At 68.4% G+C, this 25,835-nt stretch carries 17 protein-coding genes and 1 pseudogene; 16 read left to right on the forward strand and 2 right to left on the reverse strand.

All coding sequences use genetic code 11. The annotated features are described in order from the left end of the window. From AB0D57_RS32105 to AB0D57_RS32155, 11 genes and pseudogenes are all read left to right on the forward strand, one after another. Positions 1-79 (forward strand): annotated as a pseudogene (locus AB0D57_RS32105) (carboxymuconolactone decarboxylase family protein); the annotation flags it as partial. Positions 80-611: 532 nt separating this feature from the next. Further along, positions 612-2,063: an N-acetylglucosamine/diacetylchitobiose ABC transporter substrate-binding protein gene (gene ngcE / locus AB0D57_RS32110; protein ID WP_362080962.1), complete on the forward strand. Its 1,452-nt coding sequence runs from the start codon at positions 612-614 to the stop codon at positions 2,061-2,063. A gap of 62 nt (positions 2,064-2,125) precedes the next feature. Then, entirely contained in the window at positions 2,126-3,049 is a 924-nt protein-coding gene (locus tag AB0D57_RS32115) for a sugar ABC transporter permease (protein WP_362080965.1), read from the forward strand. 148 nt (positions 3,050-3,197) lie between these two features. Further along, positions 3,198-4,061 carry a carbohydrate ABC transporter permease gene (locus tag AB0D57_RS32120; protein ID WP_362081070.1) on the forward strand — a complete coding sequence of 288 codons (864 nt, stop codon included), beginning with the start codon at positions 3,198-3,200 and terminating at the stop codon, positions 4,059-4,061. 295 nt (positions 4,062-4,356) lie between these two features. Continuing rightward, positions 4,357-5,556, forward strand: coding sequence for an ROK family transcriptional regulator (locus tag AB0D57_RS32125; RefSeq protein ID WP_362080968.1), 1,200 nt, complete (start codon positions 4,357-4,359; stop codon positions 5,554-5,556). Between the two features lie 122 nt (positions 5,557-5,678). Beyond that, positions 5,679-6,785 carry a substrate-binding domain-containing protein gene (locus tag AB0D57_RS32130; protein ID WP_362080970.1) on the forward strand — a complete coding sequence of 369 codons (1,107 nt, stop codon included), beginning with the start codon at positions 5,679-5,681 and terminating at the stop codon, positions 6,783-6,785. Between the two features lie 212 nt (positions 6,786-6,997). Continuing rightward, entirely contained in the window at positions 6,998-7,789 is a 792-nt protein-coding gene (locus AB0D57_RS32135; RefSeq protein ID WP_362080973.1) for an ATP-binding cassette domain-containing protein, read from the forward strand. Then, positions 7,786-9,108 carry a sugar ABC transporter permease gene (locus AB0D57_RS32140; protein ID WP_362080976.1) on the forward strand — a complete coding sequence of 441 codons (1,323 nt, stop codon included), beginning with the start codon at positions 7,786-7,788 and terminating at the stop codon, positions 9,106-9,108. Before AB0D57_RS32135 ends, AB0D57_RS32140 begins: the two co-directional genes overlap by 4 nt. Before the next feature lie 299 nt (positions 9,109-9,407). Continuing rightward, on the forward strand, positions 9,408-11,339 hold the full coding sequence (gene dxs, locus AB0D57_RS32145) for a 1-deoxy-D-xylulose-5-phosphate synthase (protein WP_362080979.1): 1,932 nt from the start codon (positions 9,408-9,410) through the stop codon (positions 11,337-11,339). Positions 11,340-11,485: 146 nt separating this feature from the next. Then, positions 11,486-13,009, forward strand: a complete 1,524-nt coding sequence (locus tag AB0D57_RS32150) for an amino acid permease (protein ID WP_362080982.1) — start codon at positions 11,486-11,488, stop codon at positions 13,007-13,009. A 125-nt stretch (positions 13,010-13,134) separates the two neighbouring features. Then, positions 13,135-14,712: a glycosyltransferase family 39 protein gene (locus AB0D57_RS32155; protein ID WP_362080985.1), complete on the forward strand. Its 1,578-nt coding sequence runs from the start codon at positions 13,135-13,137 to the stop codon at positions 14,710-14,712. A 56-nt stretch (positions 14,713-14,768) separates the two neighbouring features. Here AB0D57_RS32155 and AB0D57_RS32160 read toward each other — a convergent pair whose 3' ends face one another. Continuing rightward, a complete protein-coding gene (locus tag AB0D57_RS32160) occupies positions 14,769-15,134 on the reverse strand; it encodes an NTP pyrophosphohydrolase (protein WP_362080988.1) in 366 nt (121 codons plus the stop codon). A gap of 101 nt (positions 15,135-15,235) precedes the next feature. Next, positions 15,236-16,333: an LCP family protein gene (locus tag AB0D57_RS32165; RefSeq protein WP_362080991.1), complete on the reverse strand. Its 1,098-nt coding sequence runs from the start codon at positions 16,331-16,333 to the stop codon at positions 15,236-15,238. Positions 16,334-16,657: 324 nt separating this feature from the next. On the opposite strand from AB0D57_RS32165, the gene AB0D57_RS32170 reads away from it, so the two are divergent. The 5 genes from AB0D57_RS32170 to AB0D57_RS32190 all read left to right on the forward strand — a co-directional run bounded on the left by AB0D57_RS32170 (position 16,658) and on the right by AB0D57_RS32190 (position 25,793). Then, on the forward strand, positions 16,658-17,770 hold the full coding sequence (locus tag AB0D57_RS32170) for a hypothetical protein (protein WP_362080994.1): 1,113 nt from the start codon (positions 16,658-16,660) through the stop codon (positions 17,768-17,770). Positions 17,771-18,260: 490 nt separating this feature from the next. After that, positions 18,261-19,946: a stealth family protein gene (locus AB0D57_RS32175; protein WP_362081073.1), complete on the forward strand. Its 1,686-nt coding sequence runs from the start codon at positions 18,261-18,263 to the stop codon at positions 19,944-19,946. Further along, positions 19,943-20,908, forward strand: coding sequence for a hypothetical protein (locus AB0D57_RS32180; RefSeq protein WP_362080997.1), 966 nt, complete (start codon positions 19,943-19,945; stop codon positions 20,906-20,908). The genes AB0D57_RS32175 and AB0D57_RS32180 overlap by 4 nt, the downstream gene beginning before the upstream one ends. 8 nt (positions 20,909-20,916) lie before the next feature. Further along, positions 20,917-23,790 carry a stealth conserved region 3 domain-containing protein gene (locus AB0D57_RS32185; RefSeq protein ID WP_362081000.1) on the forward strand — a complete coding sequence of 958 codons (2,874 nt, stop codon included), beginning with the start codon at positions 20,917-20,919 and terminating at the stop codon, positions 23,788-23,790. 35 nt (positions 23,791-23,825) lie between these two features. Next, positions 23,826-25,793, forward strand: coding sequence for a PIG-L family deacetylase (locus tag AB0D57_RS32190; protein ID WP_362081003.1), 1,968 nt, complete (start codon positions 23,826-23,828; stop codon positions 25,791-25,793). Positions 25,794-25,835 lie beyond the last annotated feature (42 nt).

Here is a 25,835-nt window from a genome sequence, read left to right on the forward strand (position 1 = left end):
ACTCGCCCCGCGCGACCGCCAGTTGGTGACGCTCGGCATGCTCACCGCGCTCGGCGGCTGCGAGGCCCAGCTCGACGTGCAGCCCTTCGGGCCTCCGCACGGTCGCGCTCTCGACACCGGCGCGCCCCTTCGGCTCACTCGCCGACAGCCGGACAACGTTGTCAGTGCTGCTGCGCAAGGACCAGTAGGGAGTCAAGTTGTCAGTGATGTCAAGGCTGTTGGATGTGGTGTCCGGGTTGAATGTCGGGCGACTATCTGCGCATTACTCCCGACGCGGGAGGTGACGCCCCGTTGATCTTCTCCGGGGGAACGTGCGAACGCCTCACATTTCCGCGAGGTCTCAACTCGGAAAAGACCCACGGGCAAACCAGCATTCGATCTTGCTCAGCCGACCAGAAATGGACTATACCTGTCGGCACCTGCCTGGCCGAGCGACGGCTGCGGACAGGTACGTATCGGGGGGGAATCGGGCGGGGGTGGCCAGTGTCATCGGCCGTGATCGCCGTGTCGTCCCGCTGAATCCCTCATGCACGACCCCAGCTTGACCTAACCGCGGTGCCGGGGAGGATCCGGTTCACCGCCTGAGTCCTGGAGAAGGCGAGGACTTGAGCATGGGATCCACTTCCGCCGAGAACAGCAACCCCGAGGGTGTCGGCCGCCGTGATCTGATCAAGCGGTCGGCGGCACTAGGTCTGATCTCCGTGCCGACGATGAGCTTCCTGTCCGCGTGTGCGAGCAGTGACAGTGGTTCGGAGGACAAGGCCGAGGCCGGCAAGAAGACGACCAAGAATCCGCTGGGCGTCAACGAGACCGCCCCGCTCGCGGTCGTCATCTTCGACGGCGGTTTCGGTACGAAGTACGCGACCGACGCCAACGCCGAGTACAAGAAGGCGTACCCCAAGGTCAAGATCGATTTCCATAAGACCCAGAAGATCCAGTCCGAGCTTCAGCCCAAGTTCAACGGCGGCACGCCGCCCGACCTGATCGACAACTCCGGTGCCCAGCAGATGGACATGGGCGTCCTCGTCGGCAAGAAGCAGCTCGCCGACCTGACCCCGCTCCTCGACGCCCCGTCGGTCGACGACCCGGCGAAGAAGGTCCGCGACACGCTGCGCCCCGGCATCGTCGAGATGGGCCAGTTCGACGGCGACCCGGTGTGGATCATGTACTACGCGTACACGGTCTACGGCGTGTGGTACTCGCAGACCGCCCTCGACAAGCTCGACGCGACGTACCCCGAGGACTGGGACGCGATGCTCGCGCTGTGCGCGAAGGCAAAGAAGCAGGGCATCGCCGGCTGGACGTACGCGGGCAAGTACCCGTACTACCTGCCCTTCTCGCTCTCCCCCTTCATCGCCAAGATCGGCGGCCGGGAGGTACTCGACAAGATCGACAACCTGGAGCCCAACGCCTGGAAGGACCCGGCCGTCAAGGCCGCGTTCGAGGCCTACTACGAGCTCTACAAGAAGGGTTACATCCTCAAGGGCACCCCGGGTATCGACCACATCCAGTCGCAGACCGCCTGGGCCAAGGGCGAGGCGCTCTTCATCCCGAACGGGTCCTGGGTCGAGAACGAGTCCGCGAGTGTGATCCCGAAGGACTTCAACCTGGCCGTCAGCGGTCCGTCCAGCCTCGACAGTTCCGACAAGATGCCGTTCGGCACCATCTGGGCCTGCGGCGGCGAGCCCTTCATCGTCCCGACCAAGGCGGCCAACCCCACGGGCGGCATGGAGCAGCTGCGCATCATGCTCAGCGAGGCCTCGTCCAAGAACTTCACCAGCCAGGTGAAGTCACTGACCGCCTTCAACGGTGGCACCGACGGCATCACCCTGACCCCGGGTCTCAAGTCCGGTGTCGCGGCGCTGGAGAAGGCGGGCGACAACGTGGTCAACCCGCGGATGCAGGACTGGTACGTGAAGCTCCAGAAGGAGCAGATCGGTGTGTCCGGACTCGGCGAGATGATGGCAGGGCGACTGACCCCGGCCGAGGCCATCAAGAAGATCCAGGGCTACGCGGACGCGGCGGCCAAGGACCAGTCCATCAAGCACTACAAGCACCAGTAGCGGCGCGTGCCCATGCGTCATCAGCGGCGGCGGCATCCGCGAATCGATCGGGGTCGGTAACCATGCAACACGGCAAGTACCGGTTCATCGTGGGGTTCTTGGTGGCCCCCCTGGCGTTGTACGCGATCTTCGTGATCTGGCCCTTCATCCAGGCGATCTACTACTCGTTCACGGACTGGACCGGTCTGAGCCCCGACTTCAAGATGGTCGGATTCGCCAACTACACCAGAATGCTGAAGGACGACATCTTCTGGAAGTCGTTGCAGCACAGCCTGCTGTTCGCGGTGTTGCTGCCGCTGGTGACGCTGGGCCTCGCACTGTTCTTCGCCTTCATGCTCAATGTCGGTGGGCGGCGCGGAAAGGGCGCCTCCATCACCGGGGTGCGGGGCTCGGGTTTCTACAAGATCGCCTATTTCTTCCCGCAGGTGCTGTCGATCGCGATCGTCGCCCTGCTTTTCCAGTTCGCGTACAACCCGAACGACGGTGTGTTCAACGGGACGTTGAAGGCCGTCGGCCTCGGAAGCATTCAGCCGGACTGGCTGGGGGACCCGAATCTGGCCCTCTGGTGCGTCATGACGGTGCTCCTGTGGAGCACGGTCGGATTCTTCGTCGTGCTGTTCTCGGCGGGAATGGCATCGATTCCGAAGGATTTCTACGAGGCCGCTCTCCTCGACGGAGCCAGCCGATTCACCACCTTCTTCAAAATCACCCTTCCGCTGCTCTGGGACACCGTGCAGTCGGGATGGGTCTACATGGGAATCCTGGCCCTCGGCGCCGAGGCGTTCGCCGCCGTGCAGATCATGACCGTGGGCCCCGGCGGTCCCGACTACTCGACCACGGTCCTTCCGCTGTACGTGTACCAATCGGCGTTCCGTGACGCGAACGCCGCCTATGCGACAACGATCGGTGTCGCGCTCCTCGTCGTCACGCTGCTGTTCGCGGCGGTCGTGATGCGACTGGGCCGGCGCGAGCGGCTGGAGTTCTGATGCTGTGTCTTCCCGGGGGCCGACCCCCGCACCCCCGGCCGAAACGCACGTCGGACCTGGCGCCCGGCGCTCCCTTGCGAGGTGAACAGCGGTGAAGACGACCGACACCCCTCCGTCCGCCGACCCGGTCGAGGACCGCCCCCGGGTGATGAAGACGAAGGCCGCGCCGGAGAAGGCGAAGAGCAGTGAGGGCGGTGTCCTCAACGCCTTCTCGCACGGCATTCTCATCATCTGGGCGATCATGGTCGTCCTGCCGCTCCTGTGGGCGGTGATGACGTCCTTCAAGGACGACGACTCCATCTTCAGCTCGCCCTGGTCGCTGCCGGACAAGCTGCACTTCGACAACTGGTCGCGTGCCTGGTCGCAGGCGCACATGAGCGACTACTTCGGCAACACGCTCATCGTGGTCGGCTTCTCGCTGGCCGGCACGCTCGCACTCGGCTCGATGGCGGCCTACGTACTCGCCCGCTTCGACTTCCCGGGCAACCGCTTCATCTACTTCCTCTTCGTCGGAGGGATGAGCTTCCCGGTCATGCTGGCCCTGGTGCCCCTGTTCTATGTGCTGAACAACATGCGCCTGCTGAACACGCTCCCGGGCCTGATCCTCGTCTACATCGCCTACTCGCTGCCCTTCACGGTCTTCTTCCTGACCTCGTTCTTCAGGACACTGCCGACCTCCATAGCCGAGGCGGCATTCGTCGACGGGGCCTCGCACACCAGGACGTTCTTCCAGATCATGCTGCCGATGGCCAAACCGGGTCTGATCAGCGTCGGCATCTTCAACTTCCTGGGCCAGTGGAACCAGTACATGCTCCCGACGGTGCTGAACACCGACCCGGACAAGAAGGTGCTCTCCCAGGGCCTCGTGGAGCTGGCGACCAGCCAGGGGTACAAGGGCGACTGGTCGGGTCTGTTCGCCGGCCTGGTGATGGCGATGCTCCCGGTGCTGGCCGCGTACATCATCTTCCAGCGGCAGGTCGTGCAGGGGTTGACCGCGGGCGCGCTGAAGTAACGACCGGGCCCGTTGGTAACAACTTGTGAGTGATCCGGTGTGACGTGGACCACGGGGCGGCTCCGCGGGCCTGGGCCCGAAAACGGGCAACTGCCCGTGCGGGGTGCCGGTGACAGCGGGCTCCGGCAGGCCACGACCCCGGTTCACGCCATGCGCGGGTCCCCTGCACGTGTGTTCATCCACGCCGGATGCAGCTCAACCTCTTGACGGGAGCTAACCCAAACGGCTCAGCTTAGAGTTCACTAGTTGGACATAGGCGGGGCCTCGCCGTGGCGGCCTCGCGCGGGAGGTCGTCGTGGAGACTCCGGGGTCGCAGTCGTCGCTGCACAGAGCCAATCTGGAGCGCGTCGTGCGTGCGGTGCGCCTTGCCGGTTCGCTCACGCAGGCGGAGATCGCGAGGACGACGGGCCTGTCGGCCGCGACCGTCTCCAATATCGTCCGGGAACTCAAGGACCGCGGGACGGTCGAGGTCACACCCACTTCGGCGGGCGGCCGAAGAGCCCGCAGCGTGTCCCTGAGCGGTGACGCCGGGATCGTCATCGGAGTCGACTTCGGGCATACGCATTTGCGCGTCGCGGTCGGAAACCTCGCCCACCAGGTGCTGGCCGAGGAGGCGGAACCGCTGGATGTGGACGCCTCCGCCGCACAGGGCTTCGACCGGGCGGAGGAGCTGGTCAGCCGCCTGATCGCGGCGACCGGAGTGGACCGTTCCAAGATCGCGGGCGTGGGGCTCGGCGTGCCGGGTCCGATCGACGTCGAGTCGGGCACCCTCGGGTCCACCGCGATCCTGCCGGGCTGGACCGGCGCGAAACCCGCCGAGGAGCTGCGGGGGCGCCTCGGAGTGCCCGTACACGTGGACAACGACGCGAATCTGGGCGCGCTCGGCGAGCTGGTCTGGGGGAGTGGGCGCGGGGTCAAGGACCTGGCGTACATCAAGGTCGCGAGCGGCGTCGGTGCCGGGCTGGTGATCAGCGGCAAGATCTATCGCGGCCCCGGCGGCACGGCGGGGGAGATCGGCCACATCACCCTGGATGAATCCGGCCCCGTCTGCCGTTGCGGCAACCGGGGCTGTCTGGAGACCTTCGCGGCGGCGCGCTATGTGCTGCCGCTGCTCCAGTCCAGTCACGGCACCGATCTGACCATGGAGGGTGTCGTCAGACTGGCACGGGACGGGGATCCGGGCTGCCGTCGGGTGATCGCCGACGTAGGCCGTCACATCGGGAGCGGGGTGGCGAATCTTTGCAATCTGTTGAACCCGAGCCGGGTGGTTCTCGGTGGTGATCTGGCCGAGGCCGGAGAGCTCGTTCTGGGGCCCATCAGAGAGTCGGTGGGCAGGTATGCGATCCCCAGCGCGGCACGCCAACTCTCGGTGCTGCCAGGGGCACTTGGGGGTCGTGCGGAAGTGCTCGGTGCGCTTGCTCTCGCGCTGAGCGAGATGGGCGATTCGACCCTCTTGGACGGCTCGCTGTCCGGGGCCACCCCTGTCTTCACTTAGAGAACGCAAGGCGCCGTTGCCATCTCGTTAAGTATTTACTTCTTGACGTCGCACGCGTGGCCGAGTTGACTCCAAACCACCTCGGCCGCAGCGTTGCGGCCCTGTCAGGGAGGCACCCCTCAATGAACGCAATGATGCGTAGAGTCGTGATCGGTACCGCGGCGGTTTCCATGGCCCTTTCCGTGGCTGCCTGCGGCAAGGCCGGCGATGACAGCAGCGACTCCGGCAGCGACTCCAGCAGCAGCTCCGACAGCAAGACCATCGGCCTGCTGCTCCCCGACAGCGTGACCGCGCGCTACGAGAAGTTCGACAAGCCGTTCTTCCAGGCCAAGGTCGAGGAGCTGTGTGCCGACTGCAAGGTCGAGTACGCGAACGCGGCGGGCGACGCGGCCAAGCAGGCCCAGCAGGTCAGCAGCATGATCACCAAGGGTGTCAAGGTGATCGTGGTCAGCGCCCAGGACTCTGCCGCCATCAAGTCCTCCATCCAGACCGCTGTCGACAAGGGCATCAAGGTCATCGCGTACGACCGTCTCGCCCAGGGCCCGGTCTCCGCGTACATCTCCTTCGACAACGTCAAGGTCGGCGAGCTCCAGGGTGAGGCGCTCCTCGCCTCCCTCGGCTCCAAGGCCACCGCGAAGTCCAAGGTCGTCATGATCAACGGTGACGACGCCGACCCGAACGCCGGGCAGTTCAAGAAGGGCGCGCACAACGCCCTCGACGGCAAGGTCGACATCGCCTACGAGCAGTCCGGCCTCTGGAAGGACACCGTCGCCTCGCAGAAGATGTCGGCGGCCATCACCCAGCTCGGCGCCAAGAAGATCGCGGGCGTCTACGCCGCCAACGACGGCATGGCCGGTGGCATCGCCACCACCCTCAAGGGCGCCGGTATCAGCGGTATCCCGCTGACCGGTCAGGACGCCGAACTGGCGGGCATCCAGCGCATCGTCGCCGGCACCCAGTCCAGCACCGTCTACAAGGCCTTCAAGCCGGAGGCGGACGCCGCCGCCCAGCTCGCGGTCAACCTGCTCGAGGGCAAGGACATCAAGTCCCTGGCCAACCAGACGCAGACCAGCGGCTCCGGCGACAAGGTCCCCTCGCAGCTGCTGACCCCGGTGTCGGTCACCACGGACAACATCATGGACACGGTGGTCAAGGACAAGCTCTACACCGTCGCGGAGATCTGCGCCGGCGACTACGCCAAGGCCTGCAAGGAAGCCGGCATCGAGTAGCAGTACTCGAGCGACGACCGCCCGGCGGTCCCGCCAGACCCCTCCGACGTCCGCCCCGGCCTTCATACCCCGCTGTCGGGGCGGGCGTCGGACGGAACCCGTTGCCAAGTGCAGCGGATTCCCCCATGTTCTCTTGTACATCTGTGCACTTAGCACACCCCTCCGCGCCTGTCCCCAAGCGCGGCATCCCCGCCGGTCAGGCGGCGAAGGAGATGGTTCACGTGTCCGCTACGCCCGTGTTGGCGTTGCGCGGAGTCTCCAAGCGATTCGGTGCGGTCCAAGCACTCACCGATGTCGAGTTGGAGGTTCACGCCGGAGAAGTGGTCGCCCTGGTGGGCGACAACGGCGCAGGTAAGTCGACCCTGGTCAAAACGATCGCGGGTGTGCATCCCATCGATGAGGGCGTCATCGAGTGGGAGGGCAACCCGGTCAGCATCAACAAGCCCAACGACGCTCAGGGACTCGGCGTCGCGACGGTGTACCAGGACCTCGCCCTGTGCGACAACCTGGACGTGGTCGGAAACCTTTACCTCGGGCGCGAGTTGCTGCGCCGCGGCGTCATCGACGAGGTGTCGATGGAGAAGAACGCTCGGGAACTCCTGAACACGCTCTCCATCCGCATCCCGAGCGTGCGCATCCCGATCGCGAGCCTCTCCGGTGGCCAGCGCCAGGTCGTCGCGATCGCGCGCGCCCTGATCGGTGACCCGAAGGTCGTCATCCTCGACGAGCCCACCGCCGCCCTGGGTGTCGAGCAGACCGCGCAGGTCCTCGACCTGGTCGAGCGGCTGCGCGAGCGGAACCTCGGCGTCATCCTCATCAGCCACAACATGGCCGACGTGAAGGCGGTCGCGGACACCGTCGCCGTCCTGCGCCTGGGCAAGAACAACGGCTCCTTCCCGGTGAAGGACACCAGCCACGAAGAGATCATCGCCGCGATCACGGGAGCCACCGACAACGCGGTGACCCGTCGTGCGGGGCGTCGCAGCACGGAGGCGGCAAAGTGAGTGACACGTCCAAGACCGTGAAGCCGGACCCCGAGGTGGAGCACCAGAACACCGTGGCTCCCGCCGACGACCCCACGGCCGCACCGGTGTCCGTCGTCGATCCGCGACTGCTGGTCCGCGACGAGGGCCTGAAGGGCTACTTCACCGAGTTCAAGCGCAAGGTGAAGGGCGGTGAGCTGGGCTCACTGCCGGTCTTCATAGGCCTGATCGTCATCTGGACGATCTTCCAGCTCCAGAACGACCGGTTCCTCAGCGCCGACAACCTTTCCAACATCAGCTACTACCTGTCGGCCACCGGCATGCTCGCCATCGGCCTGGTGTTCGTGCTGCTGCTCGGAGAGATCGACCTCTCCGTCGGATCGGTCAGCGGCTTCGCGTCGACGCTCTTCGCCGTGTTCGTGGTCACCCACGGCATGAACGCCTGGCTGGCGCTGCTCCTGACCATCGTGACCGGTGTCGGTATCGGCGCCCTGCACGGCTGGTTCTTCGCCAGGATCGGTGTACCGGCCTTCGTCGTGACACTGGCGGGCTTCCTCGGCTGGAACGGCCTGATGCTGTGGCTGCTCGGCTCGAGCGGCACCATCAACATCCCGTCCGAAGAGGGCCCGGTGCACATCCTGGGCCAGAGCTCCTTCTTCATGGACCAGGCCATCATCGGCGCCTACGTGCTGGCCGGCCTCGGCGTCCTCTCCATGCTCGTCGGCTCGTTCGGCGAGCAGCGTCGCCGCCGTGCCGCCGGAGTCCCCTTCCGGCCCACCAGCGAGATCGTGCTGCGGGTCGGCGCGCTCGCCGTGGCGTCCTTCGCCGCCGCGGCCGTGCTGAACAACGCCGCCGGTGTCTCCAACGCGCTGGTGATCTTCCTCGCGGCGCTGGTGATCGTCGACTTCGTGCTGCGGCGCACCCCGTACGGCCGCAAGGTCTTCGCGGTCGGTGGTGGCATCGAGGCGGCTCGCAGGGCCGGTATCAACGTGTCCATGATCCGCATCACCGTGTTCGCCATCTCGGGCGGATTCGCGGCGGTCGGCGGCATGTTCTTCGCCGGGCAGACGGCGAGCGCGACCCTGAACGCCGGTGGCGGCAACACCCTGATGCTGGCCATCGCGGCCGCGGTCATCGGTGGCACCAGCCTCTTCGGCGGCCGGGGCAACGTGTGGTCCGCCTTGCTGGGCATGCTGGTCATCCAGTCCATCCAGACCGGCCTGGACCTGCTCAACATGAACACGTCCATCCAGTACATGATCACTGGTGCGGTTCTTCTCGGTGCGGTGGTCATCGACTCGGTGTCCCGCAAGAGCCAGAAGGCCTCCGGGCGCGCCTGACCGCGTCGTAGGGGTGCGGGTCGTTCTGTTGGCGCCGGTCCGTTGTGGCTGGTCGCGCCCACGCGGCGCAGCCGCATGATGAACACAGCCCCGCGCCCCTGTGGGCCGGCCGCAGCGCCGCCCCTCTGATCCTGTGCCCGGTACCAATGGCGGTACCGGGCACAGTCATGTCCTGGTGTGTTTCTTGTTGCGCCGAACGTGTGGCGTGGATCGCCGGGCCCGGGACTTGATCGCACAGGCGGAACATTAGACTCGACAAGCCCGCCAAGCTCGAACAGCTCTACTGCAAGGAGGCACGGGTGCCGCTGCTGACCCGCATCAGGGGACCGCGCGATCTGGACCGGCTCAGCCTGGAGCAGCTGGACCAGCTGGCCGACGAGATCAGGACCTTTCTCGTCGACGCGGTCTCCAAGACAGGCGGCCACCTCGGCCCCAACCTCGGTGTCGTGGAGCTCACCATCGCGCTGCACCGCGTCTTCGAGTCGCCCAAGGACAGGGTGCTGTGGGACACGGGCCACCAGTCCTACGTCCACAAGCTCCTCACCGGCCGCCAGGACTTCTCGCAGCTGAAGATGAAGGGGGGCCTGTCCGGCTACCCCTCGCAGTCCGAGTCCGAGCACGACGTGATCGAGAACTCGCACGCCTCCACCGTCCTCGGCTGGGCCGACGGCCTGGCGAAGGCCAACGAGGTCCTCGAGAAGGACGACCACGTGGTGGCCGTCATCGGTGACGGCGCTCTCACCGGCGGCATGGCCTGGGAGGCGCTCAACAACATCGCGGACGCCAAGGACCGTCCCCTGGTGATCGTCGTCAACGACAACGAGCGCTCGTACGCCCCCACGATCGGTGGCCTCGCGAACCACCTGGCGACCCTGCGCACCACGGACGGCTACGAGCGTTTCCTGGCCCGGGGCAAGGACCTGCTGGAACGCACGCCCGTCGTCGGCAAGCCGCTCTACGAGACCCTGCACGGCGCCAAGAAGGGCCTCAAGGACTTCATCGCCCCGCAGGGCATGTTCGAGGACCTCGGCCTCAAGTACGTCGGCCCGATCGACGGCCACGACATCGAGGCCCTGGAGTCGGCGCTCGCCCGCGCCAAGCGTTTCGGCGGCCCGGTGATCGTGCACTGCCTCACCGAGAAGGGCCGCGGCTACCAGCCCGCCCTCCAGGACGAGGCGGACCGCTTCCACGCCGTCGGCAAGATCCACCCCGACACGGGCCTGCCGATCGCCTCCTCCGGCGCCGACTGGACCTCCGTCTTCGGCGAGGAGATGGTCAAGCTCGGCCAGGAGCGCAAGGACGTCGTCGCCATCACGGCCGCGATGCTCCAGCCGGTCGGCCTCGACAAGTTCGCCAAGGCCTTCCCCAAACGGGTGTACGACGTCGGCATCGCCGAGCAGCACGCCGCCGTCTCCGCGGCCGGCCTCGCCACCGGCGGACTGCACCCCGTCTTCGCCGTCTACGCGACCTTCCTCAACCGCGCCTTCGACCAGGTGCTGATGGACGTGGCCCTGCACAAGTGCGGCGTCACCTTCGTGCTGGACCGTGCGGGCGTCACCGGCACCGACGGCGCCTCGCACAACGGTATGTGGGACATGTCGATCCTCCAGGTCGTCCCCGGCCTCAGGCTGGCCGCGCCGCGCGACGCCGACCAGGTCCGCGCCCAGCTGCGCGAGGCCGTCGACGTCGACGACGCGCCGACCGTGGTCCGCTTCTCCAAGGGTGCGGTCGGCCCGGCCGTGCCCGCGGTGGGCCGGATCGGCGGTATGGACGTGCTGCGCGCACCGCACTCCGCCGTGCCCGACGTGCTGCTGGTCTCCGTCGGCGCGCTCGCGCCGATGTGCCTGGAGATCGCCGACCTCCTCGACAAGCAGGGCATCTCCACGACCGTCGTCGACCCGCGCTGGGTCAAGCCCGTCGACGAGGCCATGGCCCCGCTCGCCGAGCAGCACCGGGTGGTCGTCACCGTGGAGGACAACTCCCGCGTCGGCGGCGTCGGATCGACGATCGCGCAAGCCCTGCGCGACGCGGGCGTGGACGTTCCGCTGCGTGACTTCGGTATCCCGCCGCGTTTCCTCGACCACGCCTCCCGTGCCGAGGTCATGACGGAGATCGGTCTGACGGCGCCGGACATCGCCCGCCAGGTCACCGGGCTCGTCGCCAAGCTCGACGGCCGGTTCGACCGTACGACCCCGCAGATCGTGGACTCGGTGGAGCCCGCGCGCGACTGACGTACTCCCCGCAGGTCCAATGGGCCGGTTTTTCCACCCCCTACGGGTGGAGGAACCGGCCCATTCGCGTGAACCCGTACATGTCGGGGCGGACGGAGCGCCGGTCGTCTCGATCATGTCGAGGACGACAAGCGTGGGAGGTACCCGTGAGCAGCACCCTCTTCAGAACGAAGAAGGTCGAACAGTCGATCTTGGACACTGAGGAGCCGGAGCACGCACTCAAGAAGTCGCTGTCCGCTCTGGATCTCACCGTCTTCGGCGTCGGTGTGATCATCGGCACCGGCATCTTCGTCCTCACCGGCAAGGTCGCCAAGCAGAACGCGGGCCCGGCGGTGTCGCTGGCGTTCATCGCCGCGGGCATCGCTTGTGGCCTGGCCGCGCTCTGCTACGCGGAGTTCGCCTCCACGGTCCCGGTGGCGGGATCCGCGTACACCTTCGCCTACGCCTCGCTCGGCGAGCTGCCCGCCTGGATCATCGGCTGGGACCTGGTCCTGGAGTTCGCGCTCGGCACGGCGGTGGTGGCCGTCGGCTGGTCGGGGTACGTGCGCTCGCTGATGGACAACGTCGGCTGGCATCTGCCGGCGGAGCTCGGCGGACGGGAACACGCCACGGGGTTCGGCTTCGACATCCTCGCCTTTCTGCTGGTGCTGGTGCTCACCGCCATCCTGGTCGTCGGGGTGAAGCTCTCCGCCCGGGTCACCACGGTCGTCGTCGCCATCAAGGTCACCGTCGTCATGATCGTGATCATCGCGGGCGCCTTCTTCATCAACGGTGACAACTACAAGCCCTTCGTCCCCGAGGCGCAGCAGGTGGAGGCGGGCAGCGGTCTCAAATCCCCGCTCCTGCAGGTGATGTTCGGCTGGGCGCCCACCAACTTCGGCGTGCTGGGCATCTTCACGGCCGCCTCCGTCGTCTTCTTCGCCTTCATCGGTTTCGACGTCGTGGCCACCGCCGCCGAGGAGACCAAGAACCCGCAGCGGGACATGCCGCGTGGCATCCTCGGCTCGCTCCTCATCTGCACCACGCTCTATGTCCTCGTGTCGATCGTCGTCACGGGCATGCAGCACTACAGCCAGCTCTCCATCGACGCCCCGCTCGCCGACGCCTTCAAGGCGACCGGGCACCCCTGGTTCGCGGGCACCATCGGCTTCGGCGCCGCCGTCGGTCTGACGACGGTCTGCATGATCCTTCTCCTCGGCCAGACCCGGGTCTTCTTCGCGATGAGCCGCGACGGGCTGCTGCCGCGGTTCTTCTCCCAGGTCCATCCGAAGTTCCGCACCCCGCACCGGCCGACCATCCTGCTGGGCGTGATCATCGCGATCGTCGCGGGCTTCACCAGCCTCAGCGCACTCGCCGAACTGGTCAACATCGGTACGCTCTTCGCCTTCGTGGTCGTCGCGATCGGCGTCGTCATCCTCCGCCGTACCCGCCCTGACCTGCACCGCGCCTTCCGCACCCCGATGGTGCCGTGGGTCCCGATCCTGTCGGTGGCCGCCTCACTGTGGCTGATGCTGAACCTGCCCACCGAGACCTGGCTCCGGTTCGGGATCTGGATGGTCATCGGCGTCGCCGTCTACTTCCTGTACGGGCAGACGCACAGCCGTCTCGGGCGGCACGAGGAGACGACGGTGGGCGAGGTGCTGAAGCGGCCGGGCCCGGGCGAGGAGTAAGACCGACCGGCAATGGGAGGGCGGCGCCGCCCTCCCATTGCCGGTCGGTCTAATCTCCGCTTTGCTGACCCGGCCCCGTATGTCCCGCTTCGATAGGGACTGCGGGGCCGGATAGCGTGCACCGTATGCTCGCCGAGCTCCTGGAATCACCGCGCTCCGTAGTCGAGTCACGCGTGTCGGGCCGCGGCTACTGGAGACGGCTGCTGCCCGTCCTCGCGGTGCTGGCCTGTCTCACCCGGGCCCCCTCCTTCGTACGACCGCTGTGGAACCCGGACGAGGGCTATCTCGCCGTACAGGCGCGGATACTCGCGGACGGCGGGGAGCTGTACCGGACGGTCGTGGACCGTAAGCCGCCGCTCGTGCCATGGCTGTACGAGGGGGCGTTCGCGGTGTTCGGCTCCGGGTCGCTGACATCGGTACGGGTCCTCGCGGCCGTGGCCCAGCTGGTGACCGCCGTGCTGCTGGCGTCCCTGGCCCGGCGCCGCTGGGGTGACCCGGCCGGGCGTACGGCGGGTGTGCTGTATCTGCTGGCCTCGATCGGGCTCAACCCCGAGGACGCGCAGGCGGCGACCTTCGAGGTGTTCACGCTGCCGTGCACGGCGTGGGCCATGTGGTGTGCGGACAGGCGGCGTTGGGGAGCGGCGGGAGCCGCCGTCGCCTGCGCGTTCCTGGCGAAGCAGACGGGTGGGGCGGTGCTGGTGCCGGTGGTGTGGCTGCTGTGGCGGTCCCGCGAGCCGGACGCCGGGCGACCGGTGGCGTGCCCGGCGGGGAAGTCGAGGGGCTCGCTCGCCGAGTGGCTGAAGGGGGTCCGGGACTCGGGGGTCCTGCGGCTGACGGCGGGCGCTGTGCTACCCGTCCTGGGCGCGGCCCTGCTGACCGACCCGGCGGGATTCGTCTTCTGGACGGTGACGGGTTCGGGGGCGTACGCCTCCTTCACGGGCTCCGAACTCCACGTTCTGGTAAGGGCGTTGACCAACTCCGCGATCCTGGCGGCGGCCTGCGCGGGGCTGCTGCCGCCGGTCGTCCGGGTGCTGCGTATCGCCCGTACGGGCTCGGCGGACCTGTGGCTGTGGCTGGCCGCGTCGGTGGCGGCCGTCATGGTCGGCTTCCACTTCTTCGGCCACTACTACCTCCAACTCATCCCACCCGTCGTCCTGTTGGCCACCGGTGCGGTGCAGATCCTGCCGCGGGAGCGGCGGGCGTCGGCGATCCTGACGTCGGTGTGCTGCTGCGCGGTGTTCCTCGCGTGGGGCGTTCTGGCCCCGCGCTCCGAACTGGCGCACACGCAGCGCGTGGCGGAGGCGGTACGCGCGCGCAGCGCGCCGGGCGACCGGGTTCTGGTCTGGGGGATACACCCGGAGACGTACTGGCTGGCGGACCGCACCCCGGCGAGCCGCTATCTGACGGCGGGCTTCCTGACGAACTACAGCGGCGGGCGGGACGGGCCGCAGGTGGGGGAGAAATACGCGATCGACGGCGCTTGGGCCGTCTTCCGCGACGAACTCGCCGCCAACCCACCCGTGTTGATCGTCGACGACTGCCGCGGCAAACCCTTCGGGCCGGAACGGGTCCCTACCCTGCGCCGTTTACTGGCCGCGCACTACGAGGAGCTGACGACGGTGGACGGGGCCGTGTTCTACGTCCGGCCGGAGCGGGCGGGGGAGGAGATCTGGTTTCCACGACGCGGTGAGGGGGCTCTCTGACACGGCAGCCGGGAGGCCGACGTGTCGCGCGCGGACGGCGATCGTCCGCGGGTGCTTCAGGGTTCGCCTCGGACCGTACGCGGCCCGGCGACCTCGGCACCCGACTCGGTGACCCTGCGCCGCAGTTCGCGGTCCGCGGTCACCACCAGGCAGGGGCGGCCGCGGGCCTCGGCGGCAAGCTCGGTGATCCGGTCGTCCCCGCTGCCGGTGGCCGCCTCGACCCGCACCCCGGGCACGGACTCCACGCCCCGGGCGGCACCCTCGACCACGAGCACGATCTCCAAGGCACCCTCCCGACCGGGGATCCCGTCCGCCGCCAGCCGGTCCCGCAGCCGCTCCGTGGCACCCCGGCGGTCGCGCCACCAGCCGTCGGGGACGGAGCCCACGACGTTGGCGGCGTCGATGATCACGAGGGTCGTCATGGCGCTTTCTCCTTGACCGTGAGCCGTAGACGGGGCAGGCCCGGAATCCACTGTCACCCGTCCGTCCCACCGGCCGACACGAGAACCGTGTCATAGCCGTGTCAGGAAGAGGACGAAGTCCCACCGGTGGCCGGGGACTTCTTCGCCGACTCCGGAATCGTCGCGTCCGTGCGGATCGCCTTCCACAGCGTTGTGGCCTGCGGCTCGGCCGCCACCACCCGGTTCGGGTCGGTCTTGTCGTAGGCCACCGGCAGCATGATCGTCTCCATGGTTGCCGGGTCCACGCCGTTCATGCTGCGGCTGAAGCGGGCCAGTTTGGTCAGGGAGGCGAGTCCCGAGTCGGTGGTGAGCGACTCGGTGAGGTTGTTGGCGATCTTGTACGCCTTCGTCGGACTGCCCAGCAGATCCTGCTTCTTGATCTCGGAGAGCAGGGCGATCATGAACTCTTGCTGGAGACCGATGCGTCCGAGGTCGCTGCCGTCCCCGATGCCGTGCCGGGTCCGTACGAACTGGAGGGACTCGGTGCCGTTCAGCTTGTGGGTGCCGGCCGTCAGGTCCAGGCCGCTGGAAGTGTCGTGAATGTCCTGGTCGACGGTGACGGTCACCCCGCCGATGGCGTCCACGAGTCCCTTGAAGCCGGCGAAGTCGATCTCCACGAAGTGGTCCATCCGCACACCGGACATCTCCTCCACGGTCTTGACCACACAGGCCGGACCGGCCAGGGAGTACACGGAGTTGAACATCACGCGCTCGGCCGAGGCGAGCTTCGAACCGTCCGACTTGGTGCACTCGGGGCGGGTCACCAGCGTGTCGCGGGGGATGCTGATGGCGACGGCCTTCGTACGGCCCTCGGGTATGTGCATCACCAGGGCGGTGTCGGAGCGCGCCCCCGAGACATTGCCCGTGTTCAGGGCGGCGTTGGCGCCGGCGCGCGAATCGGATCCCAGGACCAGGATGTTCTGACCGGAGGTGGGCAGCTTCTCGGGTCGGTCGTCGCCGAGCGCCTTGTCGATGTCGACGCCCTTGATGTTGCCGTTGAGGTCGCTGTAGAGCCAGTAGCCCGTGCCGGCTCCGGCCAGCACGAGCACCGCCAGCGAGAGCAGGATCCACCGGCCCGTGCGGCGACCGCGACGTGGTGGTTTGCGGCCCTTCGGGGACCGGTGCGACCTGCTCGGGCTCTCGACGGCTTGAGTCGTCATCGCGTTGAAGTCCTCGTTTTCTCGCGCTGGGGCCAGGGGCGTTCGGGGCCCGGGCCTGTGGCCTGTGCACGCGTCGCCGTCGGGGTAGTTGGACCTGCCACCGACTTGGACAAGACCTGCGACACCCTCCGGGCGTTGTACGCCGGTGATCCACATCACAGGATGCGCCCTCGATGAGGTCGCTATGTCCCGTGATGTCCCCACTCTCGGCGCGGTGTTGAGCCCCCCTGGCCTGAGTCCGGGGGAGTGTAACTGGTGTGCATATGATGTGAGAATTCCACGTCCCCGCGTTGAGGCCGGGAGAGTTCTTCAGGGGGTTTCGTCATGCGGGGTCGATCCATGCGCACCGTGGAGCGGCGTCGCTCCGCCTCGTCCGGCCCGGATGCCGCGTCGCGCGCCGTTGCCGGTACGGCCGAGGGTTCCTGGCTTGTGCGCGGCAAGGACGGCAGGCTCACGGCGTACGTCCCGTGCCGGGGCGGGCTGCTGCGCTGGACCGAGACGCGGCCCGGCGGACCCGAGTGGTCCCCACCCGTCTTCCATCCGGTCGCGGACCTCACGCATCTCGCCGTCGCTCAGGGTGCCGACACGTATGTGCACTTCCTGGGGCGGCGCGAACGGCGGCGACCGGACGGCCGGGTCGCCGTGGACGTCGTACACGCGATCCAGTACCAGACGGGACGTGCGGTCACCGAGTGGCGCTCGCTCGGCAACCCGCACCGTGAGCCGGAGAAGGTGCTGCGGTTCGGTGCGCCGGCGGCTGCCGTGGACGCCACCGGCGCGGTGTACGTCTTCGCGCGGAACGCGGGCGGCGGGTTGATGCTGCGCCGGGAGAGCAAGACCGGCAAATGGGCGCCCTGGGTCGACCTGCAGGGCACCGACGTCCAGGACGGGCTGACGGCGACGGCCATGTCGAGCGGCCATGTCGAGGTGTTCGCTCCCGCTCGTGAGGCGGCCCTGCACTGGATCCAGCCGAAACCCGGAGGTCCGCTGGAGCGGTCCCATGATGTGCGGCCGGCCCCGCTGCCGGGGTCCGTCGCCGTGCTGGAGACCGCACCCGGCCGGCTCACCTACTTCTGGACCGACCCGGCGACGGGGCTCGTCTGCCATCGGCGCGGCGGTTGGACCGTTCCGCTGGGCGGCAGTCCCGGGGACGGCCCCAACGCGGTGCTGCGCACGGTGCTCGACGGGTACGACTGCACGGTGATCGCCCATCGGGGCGCGAGTGGCAGTGTCCTGGTCGGCGTCTGTGGTACGGAGTCCGAGTCGGCCGGGCTGTGGTGGGTGGACACGGCGGTCGCCTGTCTCGGAGCGCCCGCTCTTGCGTGCGACGCCCACGGCAGGGTGGTCATCGCCGCGCTCGATCCGGACGGCGCCCTCCGTGTGGCCCGACAGGCTCCCGAGCCGGGGCTGACCTTCCTGGACTGGGTGCGCGTCTGACGCGGTGCGCCGGGCCCGGCTGCTTCCACTGTGTGACGATTCGTCTTCGAAGGTGTGTGCTTTCTGACAGAAGTTACACAGAGATGGATTACTTCTGGACAGTTTGAGAAACAGATGTAAATATTCTGTCCGATCGGTAGGCGCAGGTTAGGCGTAGGCAAGACAGGGGCAAGTCAGGGGAATTGCCCGGGCAGGGAAGACTGCGCGACCGATCCCGGCGATCACCACACAGGGGGTGTGGTGGCCGGACCGGGAGGGGAGTCGGAGTCGCCGCCGGGGGGCGGTGGGCCGATGCCCGCATGGGGTGGCGGTGACGCCGACAAACGGCTGGGCGGTCTGCGCCCGCCTTGATCTGGATGGTGCGGAAGTACAGGTGAGCCTCAACAATCCCGAGGCGAGCGCGCTCGTGTCGACATATCGATCCTTGGTGCCCGTGGGGGCCCGGCGCCGGATCGTGCGGCGGGTGCCACGCCCCTTGCGCACCACGGTGATGCGCTCGCTGGCGTTCGCCGACGTGGTGCGCTCCGCCGTGGTGATCCGGGCGTTGGGCGGGCGGCGTACGGCCGGTCGGCACACGCCCGCCGGCCGACTCCGTGTGGTGCGGGTGGGCGGCAAGCACATCCGGGCCGTGGAGGTGTCCGGGGCTACCGCCTGGGCCGCTCGGGCGCGGAACCTGAACATCCTCGTCTCCGTACTCGACGAGGCCGAGATCGACTACTTCTGTGTGCGCGGCACCGCGTCACTCACCCCGTGCGTGGCCGTCCCCGCAGGTCAGCGGGCCGACCTGGAGGAGGTGCTGCAGATCGCGTTCGGGTGCAATCCCGGATACGTCGGCACCTTCGCGCCAGGGCAGATGCGCCCCGGCGCCTCCGCCGCGAACTGGCGCGCGCTGCGCGGACAGCGCGTCCTGCGCGTCGCGTGGAACGTCTGCGACCCCACGGGAAACCTGGTCTTCGGTCAGGAGTCCGGCTGCGACATCGAGTTCTGGACGGAGCAGGACGGCTACCTGGTCGCGCCGCGCCCCAACCGCGTGGTGACCGAGATACCGGTGGACGCGGGCCGCTGCCAGGTGGAGCAGAATCGCTTCAGCGCAGTACCGGCCGTGTACACCACCGGCCATGCCCGCACCGTGCCCGAGTTCGTCGCCGCGCTCCCCGACGACCACCTCTTCCCGATCGACGTGGTCTACACCTGGGTGGACGACTCCGACCCGGTGTGGCGGGCGAGCAAGGAAGCGACTCGCCGCCAGCTGACCGGCGCCTCGGGGGAACCCCTGCACGAGCAGGCGGCGAACGACTCCCGGTACACCAGCCGGAACGAACTCATGTACTCGCTGCGCTCGATCCACCAGTACGCCCCATGGGTGCGCAACATCTTCCTCGTCACGGCCGGTCAGGTGCCGTCGTGGCTGAACACGTCCTTCCCCGGGCTCAGGGTGGTGGACCACCGGGAGATCTTCGCCGATCCCACCGCGCTGCCGACGTTCAACTCCCACGCGATCGAGAGCCAGCTGCACCACATCCCGGACCTCTCGGAGCACTTCCTCTACCTGAACGACGACGTTTTCTTCGGCCGTCCCGTGCAACCGGGGCAGTTCTTCCATCCCAATGGACTGACCAAGTTCTTTCAGTCGAAGGCCCTGATCCCGTCCGGCCGGGCCAGCACCGGGGACCTGCCCGTGAACGCGGCCGGCAAGAACAGCCGCGGGCTCATCGCCCAGCAGTTCGGCACCGTCATCTCCCAGAAGATGAAGCACACGCCCCACACCCTGCGGCGCAGCGTGCTCGCGGAGATCGAGCAGGTCTACGCGCAGGCGCACCGGGTGACCCAGCACTCCCGCTTCCGGTCACCCAACGACGTGCCCATCGCCTCCTCGCTGCACCACTACTACGCCTACCACTCGGCGCGGGCCACGGTCGGCGACATCCGCTACGTCTACGTCGACCTCGCCGACCCGCTGTCGCAACGCCGGCTGAACACCCTCCTGGCCAAGCGCAACTTCGACACCTTCTGTATGAACGACACCGTCACCGCCGCCGACCCGCAGGCCCAGAACCGTATGGTCGAGAACTTCCTGAACGCCTACTTCCCGGTGCCCAGCCCGTACGAGACCGCCTCCGGCATCGTGGCGCCGCGGCCGGTGCGGGCCACCGAGTTGGGACGCATCGGCTCATGACCTCACGTACCACCGGCCCCGCCACGACAGGTGGCGGGGCGGGCGCCCCGCGGCGCCGACTGCGCGCCCGCGCCGTCGCCCTGCGCACCTGGCTGATGTCGCGTCTGTTCGTGCCCCTGCGCAAGAAGCGCAAGGCACACCTGCGTTACGCCGCCATCCTCGACGGCCAGACCGTGAATCTGCACGCGGTGCTGCCGCCCTCCGCCGGTCTGCCCGACCGGGCGGAGATCGTCCTGCGCCGCGGCCGCCGTCGCCACCACAGTGAGGCGCGCGTCTACGAAGGCCCCGCCGGCGAGATCCTGGCCGACGCCGCGGTCCTGCTGGGCGCGGAACTCGGCGGCGCACCGGTCGAGGCCGGACGATGGAAGCTGCGGCTGCGTGTGCACTCCGGACGCCGCTCGCGCTCGCTTGCGCTGCTCCTGCTGAAGCCGCCCGTCCCGTACGAAGGGCCGACCAAGCCGATGGCGGCGTCCCCGGTGTCCGGCGCGCGCCACCGGCTCGGACAGTCCGTCACCGGCAACGCCCGGGTCGTCAGCGCCGCTGCCCGGCCCGCCGTCGAGGTGACCAAGGTGCACATGACCCATGCGGGAATCACCGTCGACTTCCGCGTGCTGGGCACACGGGTCGACGAACCATGGGTGGAGTTCGTCGCCTCGAAACACCGGATCGAGCAGACCGTCGGCGTCATCGAACCGGGCGGTTTCCGGGTCGACGTCCCGCTCGACGCGATGGCGCCCAGGCGCGGCCGACCCCAGCACTGGGACGTCGTACTGCGCGACGGGAGCGGACAGTCGATGCGCCTCGGGCGACGACTGCACGACGTACGCAATCCGCTGCGCGTCTTCGCCATGCCCAGCATGGCCATCACCCCCCAGGGCCACCCGCCCCTGATCGTCCACCCGCGCTACACCCCCGCAGGAAATCTCCGAGTCACCTGCACGCGCATGCCCGAGGCAGGCTGAACCGACAGATGAAGATCACTTTCCTGCTGACCACGGCCGATGCCGTCGGCGGGACCGAAAGAGCGGTGTTCAACCAGGCCGCGGAGCTGGCCACCCGGCACGACGTCCGGGTGCTCAGTGTCTTCAAGAGCAAGTCGGCGCAGTTCTTCACCCCGGACGAACGCGTCCGCGTCGACTACCTCGTGGACCTCACCGGACGCGCCCCCCGCCCGCTGCGCCCGACCAAGGTCGACGACTCGGTATGGGCGGGCCTCGCCGCACAACCCAGCCACATCGTCGACCGGTCCTGGGAGGCGGCCTTCAACCGGTTGTCCGATGTCGAACTCGAACTCGCCCTCCAGGACACCGACACCGACATCCTGATCACGACGACCCCCGCCCTGATGGCGCTGGCCGTCCACCTGGCCCCGGCCCATGTGATCACCGTCCACCAGGAGCACCGGGTCTCCGAACTGCGCGGAACGAGCGGTGAACCACTGCGCCGGTACGCCGCCCGGCTGGACGCCCTCGCCGTGCTCAGCGAGCGCACCCGGGAGTGGTTCGCCGAGACCCTCGGGGCGGCCGCACCCCGGCTGGAAATCGTGCCCAACGCCCTGCCCAGCGGCTTCCGGCCCAGGTCGACCCTGCAGACCCGCACGGTGGTGATCGCGGGCCGGCTGGTCTCGGAGAAGCAGATCGACCACGCCGTCACCGCCTGGGCGACGGTGGCCCAGTACCACCCGAACTGGCAGCTGCGGATCTTCGGTGACGGGCCGCTCAGCGGTGCCCTGCGCCGCCAGATCGACATGCTCGGTCTGCACGACTGCGTCCAGCTCAACGGCAACTCCAAGCATCTCGCCGAGGAATGGGCCAAGGCCAGCATCGCCCTGCTCACCTCACGTAACGAGGCGTTCGGGCTGGTGCTCGCCGAGGCGCACGCGGCGGGCGTCCCGGTGGTCTCGTACGACTCGCCCAACGGGCCGCGTGAAGTGGTCATCGACGGGCAGACCGGGATCCTCGTACCGCCCGGGGACACCGACGGCCTGGTCTCGGCGCTGCTGCTCCTCATCGAGGACACCGAGCTGCGGAAGCGGATGGGGGGCGCCGCCCTGGCATCGGTCAACCGTTTCTCACCCGGCGTGGTGACCGCGCAGTGGGAGCGGATCTTCCACGAACTCCTCGCGGAGCGTGACACCGGCCGCCGTGCCGTGGCCAAGGCCGAACGGCAGGCCGTGCACGCCTTCTACAGCGGCCCCGACGGCAGTGTGGCCGCCGCGTCCCCCGCCCCGGCCAGCACGGTGCGCTCCACGGACCAGCGCGCGCTGGAGGAACGCCTCCTCAAGAAGAAGCGCGACCTGGTGCGCGACGGCGGCCAGCTGTGCCGTCTGCTCGACTGGCAGTCTCCCTGGGACATCGTGCAGGAGAACCTGGCGCTGGCCGCGAACGCGCTGGAGGGGGCGGACATCCCGTACCTCGTGGTGCGTGATCACCTCGTACGGCACACGATCGCCGTGCACGCCCTCCACAAGGAGGCGGTCCTCAAGGCCCTCGCTGACCGGTACGCCGAGGAGGCCGTGTACACCGCGGTGCTCAACGAGGGGCAGCAGACGGTGGCCACCGTCCTCGCCGGACTTGTCGCGCATCACTGCGACTCCGCGACCTCGGGCATCCGGGTGTACCAGAACGTCGTCTCGCAGTCGCGCATCCTGCGCCTGGGGGCCGTCTACGGCTGCACCATCTCGTTCTGGGAGAACGATCCGGAGGACGAGACCTACCTCAAGGCCCCCGCGCGCACCCTCATCGGCGACCGGGTGCCGAACAGCGCCATGCACCGGGGCAATCTCACCCTGGGCGGACGCCCCTACCCGACGATCGGCGCCTTCGGACAGGTGCTGCACGGCGATATCGCCTTTCCCGTGGACGCCGTCTACACCTGGGTGAACGGCGCCGACGTCGCCTGGCTGGAACGGAAGAACGCCGTCCTGGCCGCCATGGGCATGGAGACCGAGGACGCGGCCACCAGCGCGGCCCGGTTCCGGGACCGCGACGAACTCCGCTACTCCCTGCGGTCCATCGACATGTACGCCCCCTGGATCCGGAACATCTACCTCGTCACCGACCAGCAGGTGCCGGACTGGCTGGACCTCTCCCATCCCCGCGTACGGGTCGTGGACCACACGGAGATCTTCGGTGACCGGGGTGCGCTTCCCACGTACAACTCGCACGCCATCGAGAGCCAGTTGCACCGCATCGACGGCCTGGCCGAGCACTTCCTCTACTTCAACGACGACGTGTTCGTCGGCCGGACCGTGCGTCCCGACATGTTCTTCCTCGGCAACGGGCAGGCGAAGCACTTCATGTCGCCCACGGCCGTGCCCATGGCCGCAGCGTCGTCCGAGGACGAGTTCAACATCAGCGCCGCGAAGAACAACCGGGCCCTGATCGAGCGGTCCTTCGGGCAGACGCTGGTGCACTCGTTCCTGCACGCACCGCACCCGCTGCGGCGCAGTGTCCTGGCGGACATCGAGAGCCACTACCAGCAGGCGGTGGCGGTCACCGCGGCCAACCGTCTGCGCAGCCACAGCGATGTGTCCATCGCGTCCTCGCTGCACCACTACTTCGGCTTCCACACCCTGCGCAGTGTGCCCGGAAGCATCTCGTGCGGATTCGTCAACGTCGGGCTCAGCGAGCACAAGTCGCGACTGAACCGGATCCTCACCGTGCGCCCGCACGACGTGTTCTGTCTGAACGACTACCACGACGGAGACGTCCCGGCGGACGAGCAGGACGCGATCCTCGCCGCCTTCCTGCCGAGCTACTTCCCGGTGCCGAGCCAGTTCGAGACCGGATCACCGCGCAATCAACGTGCTCACGCGGGCTATCTGCCGGGATGGCCGCTGTGACCACACCGTTTCCCGGCGTCGGGAGGAGCAACAGCGTGAACAGTCCCGCGTCCGTGTTGCAGATCGTGGCCCATCCGGACGACGACCTTTACTTCATGAACCCCGCCACCTTCCAGGGCCTGAAGGCCGGCACTCCCACGACCACGGTGTACCTCACCAGCGGTGACGCGGGCGGGCTGAACCCCAGGCCGTGGCAGCTGACACCGCCGCAGGAGGACCGCGCGGCGTACGCCAAGGCACGGCAGAACGGCATCAAGGCCGCCTACGCCGCCATGCTGTTCGGCGATCGTACGAGGGCCTGGACGTCGGGCACCCTGTCCACGGTGGGCGGAGCGGTCGCGGAGGTCTACTCGCTCGCCGACGCGCCCTGGGTCACGCTGATCTTCCTCAACATCCGTCAGCACGGCACACCGGAGGGGCCACCCCGCAGCCTGCACGTCCTCTGGCACGAGGAGACCGACCAGGTTCCGACGCTGGTGGTCAGTGGCGGTCTTGTGCACGAGCAGTACGGGTACACGCGCGCCGGTCTGGTGGAAACGCTGATCCAGATCATGGGCATCGTCCGGCCGACGCTGGTGCGCACCATGGACCCCGACCCCGACCGTCTGGTCCACGACGAGAAGTTCCCGCAGCGGCACGACCACGGCGATCTGTCCGACCACTGCGACCACACCGCGACCGCCCTCTTCTCCTGGCTCGCGCTGGACCGGTACCAGGGGCCCGCGGAGAACCGTACGTTCGCGGTGGAGGCGTTCCGCGGCTACTACAACGAACGGTGGCCGCACAACCTCAGCCCGCAGGCCGTCTCGCTGAAGGAGTTCTTCCTCAACGTCTACGGCGTGGCGGACGGTTACGACTGCGGTGACCCGGCCGGCAGCGGTGACTACGCGGTAGGCCTGAACTCCCGGCGGACGGGCTGGGTGCAAAGCACCACCCCACGCCATCCGAGCGGGGCGAACTGGCTGCTCACCGACCGGCGGGGCCGGCTGACGGCCTTCGCCGTCGTCAACCAGCAGGCCGCGGTATGGCTGGAGTCGGCGCCCGGCAGCGACCAGTGGCGCGGACCGTTCTTCCTCGGCGGCGGGCCGCTCGCGCCCTCTCTCGCGGTGAGCCTCACCCCGGACGGCCGGTGGCAGATCTTCGCCGAACGCCTGTCCTACCTGGCCGCGGACGACGCGCACTCCAGGGAGATCGTCCTGCTCGAACAGGCCGAGCCCGACGGCGCGTTTCCCGGCTGGATCACCCTGGGCAACCCGTCCGCGGGCGATCCGCAGCGCGACCGTCACCTCGGCGCTCCGGCGGTGACCCGGGACGGCAAGGGCCGACTGCATCTGTTCGTGCGCAACGCGGGTCAGGGACTGCACAGCCGCATCCAGGAGACCGACGGCTCCTGGGGCGAGTGGACCGATCTGCGCGGACACGACCTTCAGGAGGGCCCCACCGCGATCACCGCGCACAACGGCCATGTGGAGGTGTTCGCCGCCAGCCGGGAAGGGGTGTTCCACTGGTCGCAGAGCTCCCTCGACGAGCCGTTGAGCAGGGCCCCGAGGTTTCGGCTCACCGTGCCGAGCGGACCGGCCGCGGCCGTCGTCCAGCCGACCGGACAGGTCATGACCGTCTACCGGCAGCCCGACTCGGGCCGCCTCCTGATGGCGGAGGAGGACGCCCCCGGGGGACGCTGGGCCCAGCCGGCGACCTCGATCGGGGGCCGCGGCGGCTTCGGCGCGATCGCCTGCGCGGCGGGACCGACTCCGCAGTCCGGAACACTCGTCGCCACACGCGGTGACCTGGGCGGAGTGGCCTACCGCTTCCTCCCCGGCGACCAGCCCTGGCAGGAACTGCCCACGACCGTCCTGGGCGGCACGACCGTCGGCGCGCCCGCCGCCGCCTTCGACGCGCTGGGCCGCGCCACGATCGCCGTCCTCGGCGCGGACGGCCGCCTGGCCGTCTCCCGCCAAATCGCCCCCGGGTCCATCGAGTTCGGCCCATGGCTGGTCGTGTGAGTCCCTGACGCACGAAGAGGGCCCCCGCCGTGGCGGGGGCCC

The sequence above is a fragment of the Streptomyces sp. NPDC048275 genome (assembly GCF_040652275.1).
Lineage (GTDB): Bacteria > Actinomycetota > Actinomycetes > Streptomycetales > Streptomycetaceae > Streptomyces.

What these genes read in the sequence shown, in the direction of transcription:
- ngcE (WP_362080962.1), top strand. Translation starts at nt 612, where the DNA reads ATGGGATCCACTTCCGCCGAGAACAGCAACCCCGAGGGTGTCGGCCGC.
- AB0D57_RS32115 (WP_362080965.1), top strand. Translation starts at nt 2,126, where the DNA reads ATGCAACACGGCAAGTACCGGTTCATCGTGGGGTTCTTGGTGGCCCCC.
- AB0D57_RS32120 (WP_362081070.1), top strand. Translation starts at nt 3,198, where the DNA reads ATGAAGACGAAGGCCGCGCCGGAGAAGGCGAAGAGCAGTGAGGGCGGT.
- AB0D57_RS32130 (WP_362080970.1), top strand. Translation starts at nt 5,679, where the DNA reads ATGAACGCAATGATGCGTAGAGTCGTGATCGGTACCGCGGCGGTTTCC.
- AB0D57_RS32135 (WP_362080973.1), top strand. Translation starts at nt 6,998, where the DNA reads ATGGTTCACGTGTCCGCTACGCCCGTGTTGGCGTTGCGCGGAGTCTCC.
- AB0D57_RS32155 (WP_362080985.1), top strand. Translation starts at nt 13,135, where the DNA reads ATGCTCGCCGAGCTCCTGGAATCACCGCGCTCCGTAGTCGAGTCACGC.
- AB0D57_RS32160 (WP_362080988.1), bottom strand. Translation starts at nt 15,134, where the DNA reads ATGACGACCCTCGTGATCATCGACGCCGCCAACGTCGTGGGCTCCGTC.
- AB0D57_RS32165 (WP_362080991.1), bottom strand. Translation starts at nt 16,333, where the DNA reads ATGACGACTCAAGCCGTCGAGAGCCCGAGCAGGTCGCACCGGTCCCCG.
- AB0D57_RS32170 (WP_362080994.1), top strand. Translation starts at nt 16,658, where the DNA reads ATGCGGGGTCGATCCATGCGCACCGTGGAGCGGCGTCGCTCCGCCTCG.
- AB0D57_RS32175 (WP_362081073.1), top strand. Translation starts at nt 18,261, where the DNA reads ATGCGCTCGCTGGCGTTCGCCGACGTGGTGCGCTCCGCCGTGGTGATC.
- AB0D57_RS32180 (WP_362080997.1), top strand. Translation starts at nt 19,943, where the DNA reads ATGACCTCACGTACCACCGGCCCCGCCACGACAGGTGGCGGGGCGGGC.
- AB0D57_RS32185 (WP_362081000.1), top strand. Translation starts at nt 20,917, where the DNA reads ATGAAGATCACTTTCCTGCTGACCACGGCCGATGCCGTCGGCGGGACC.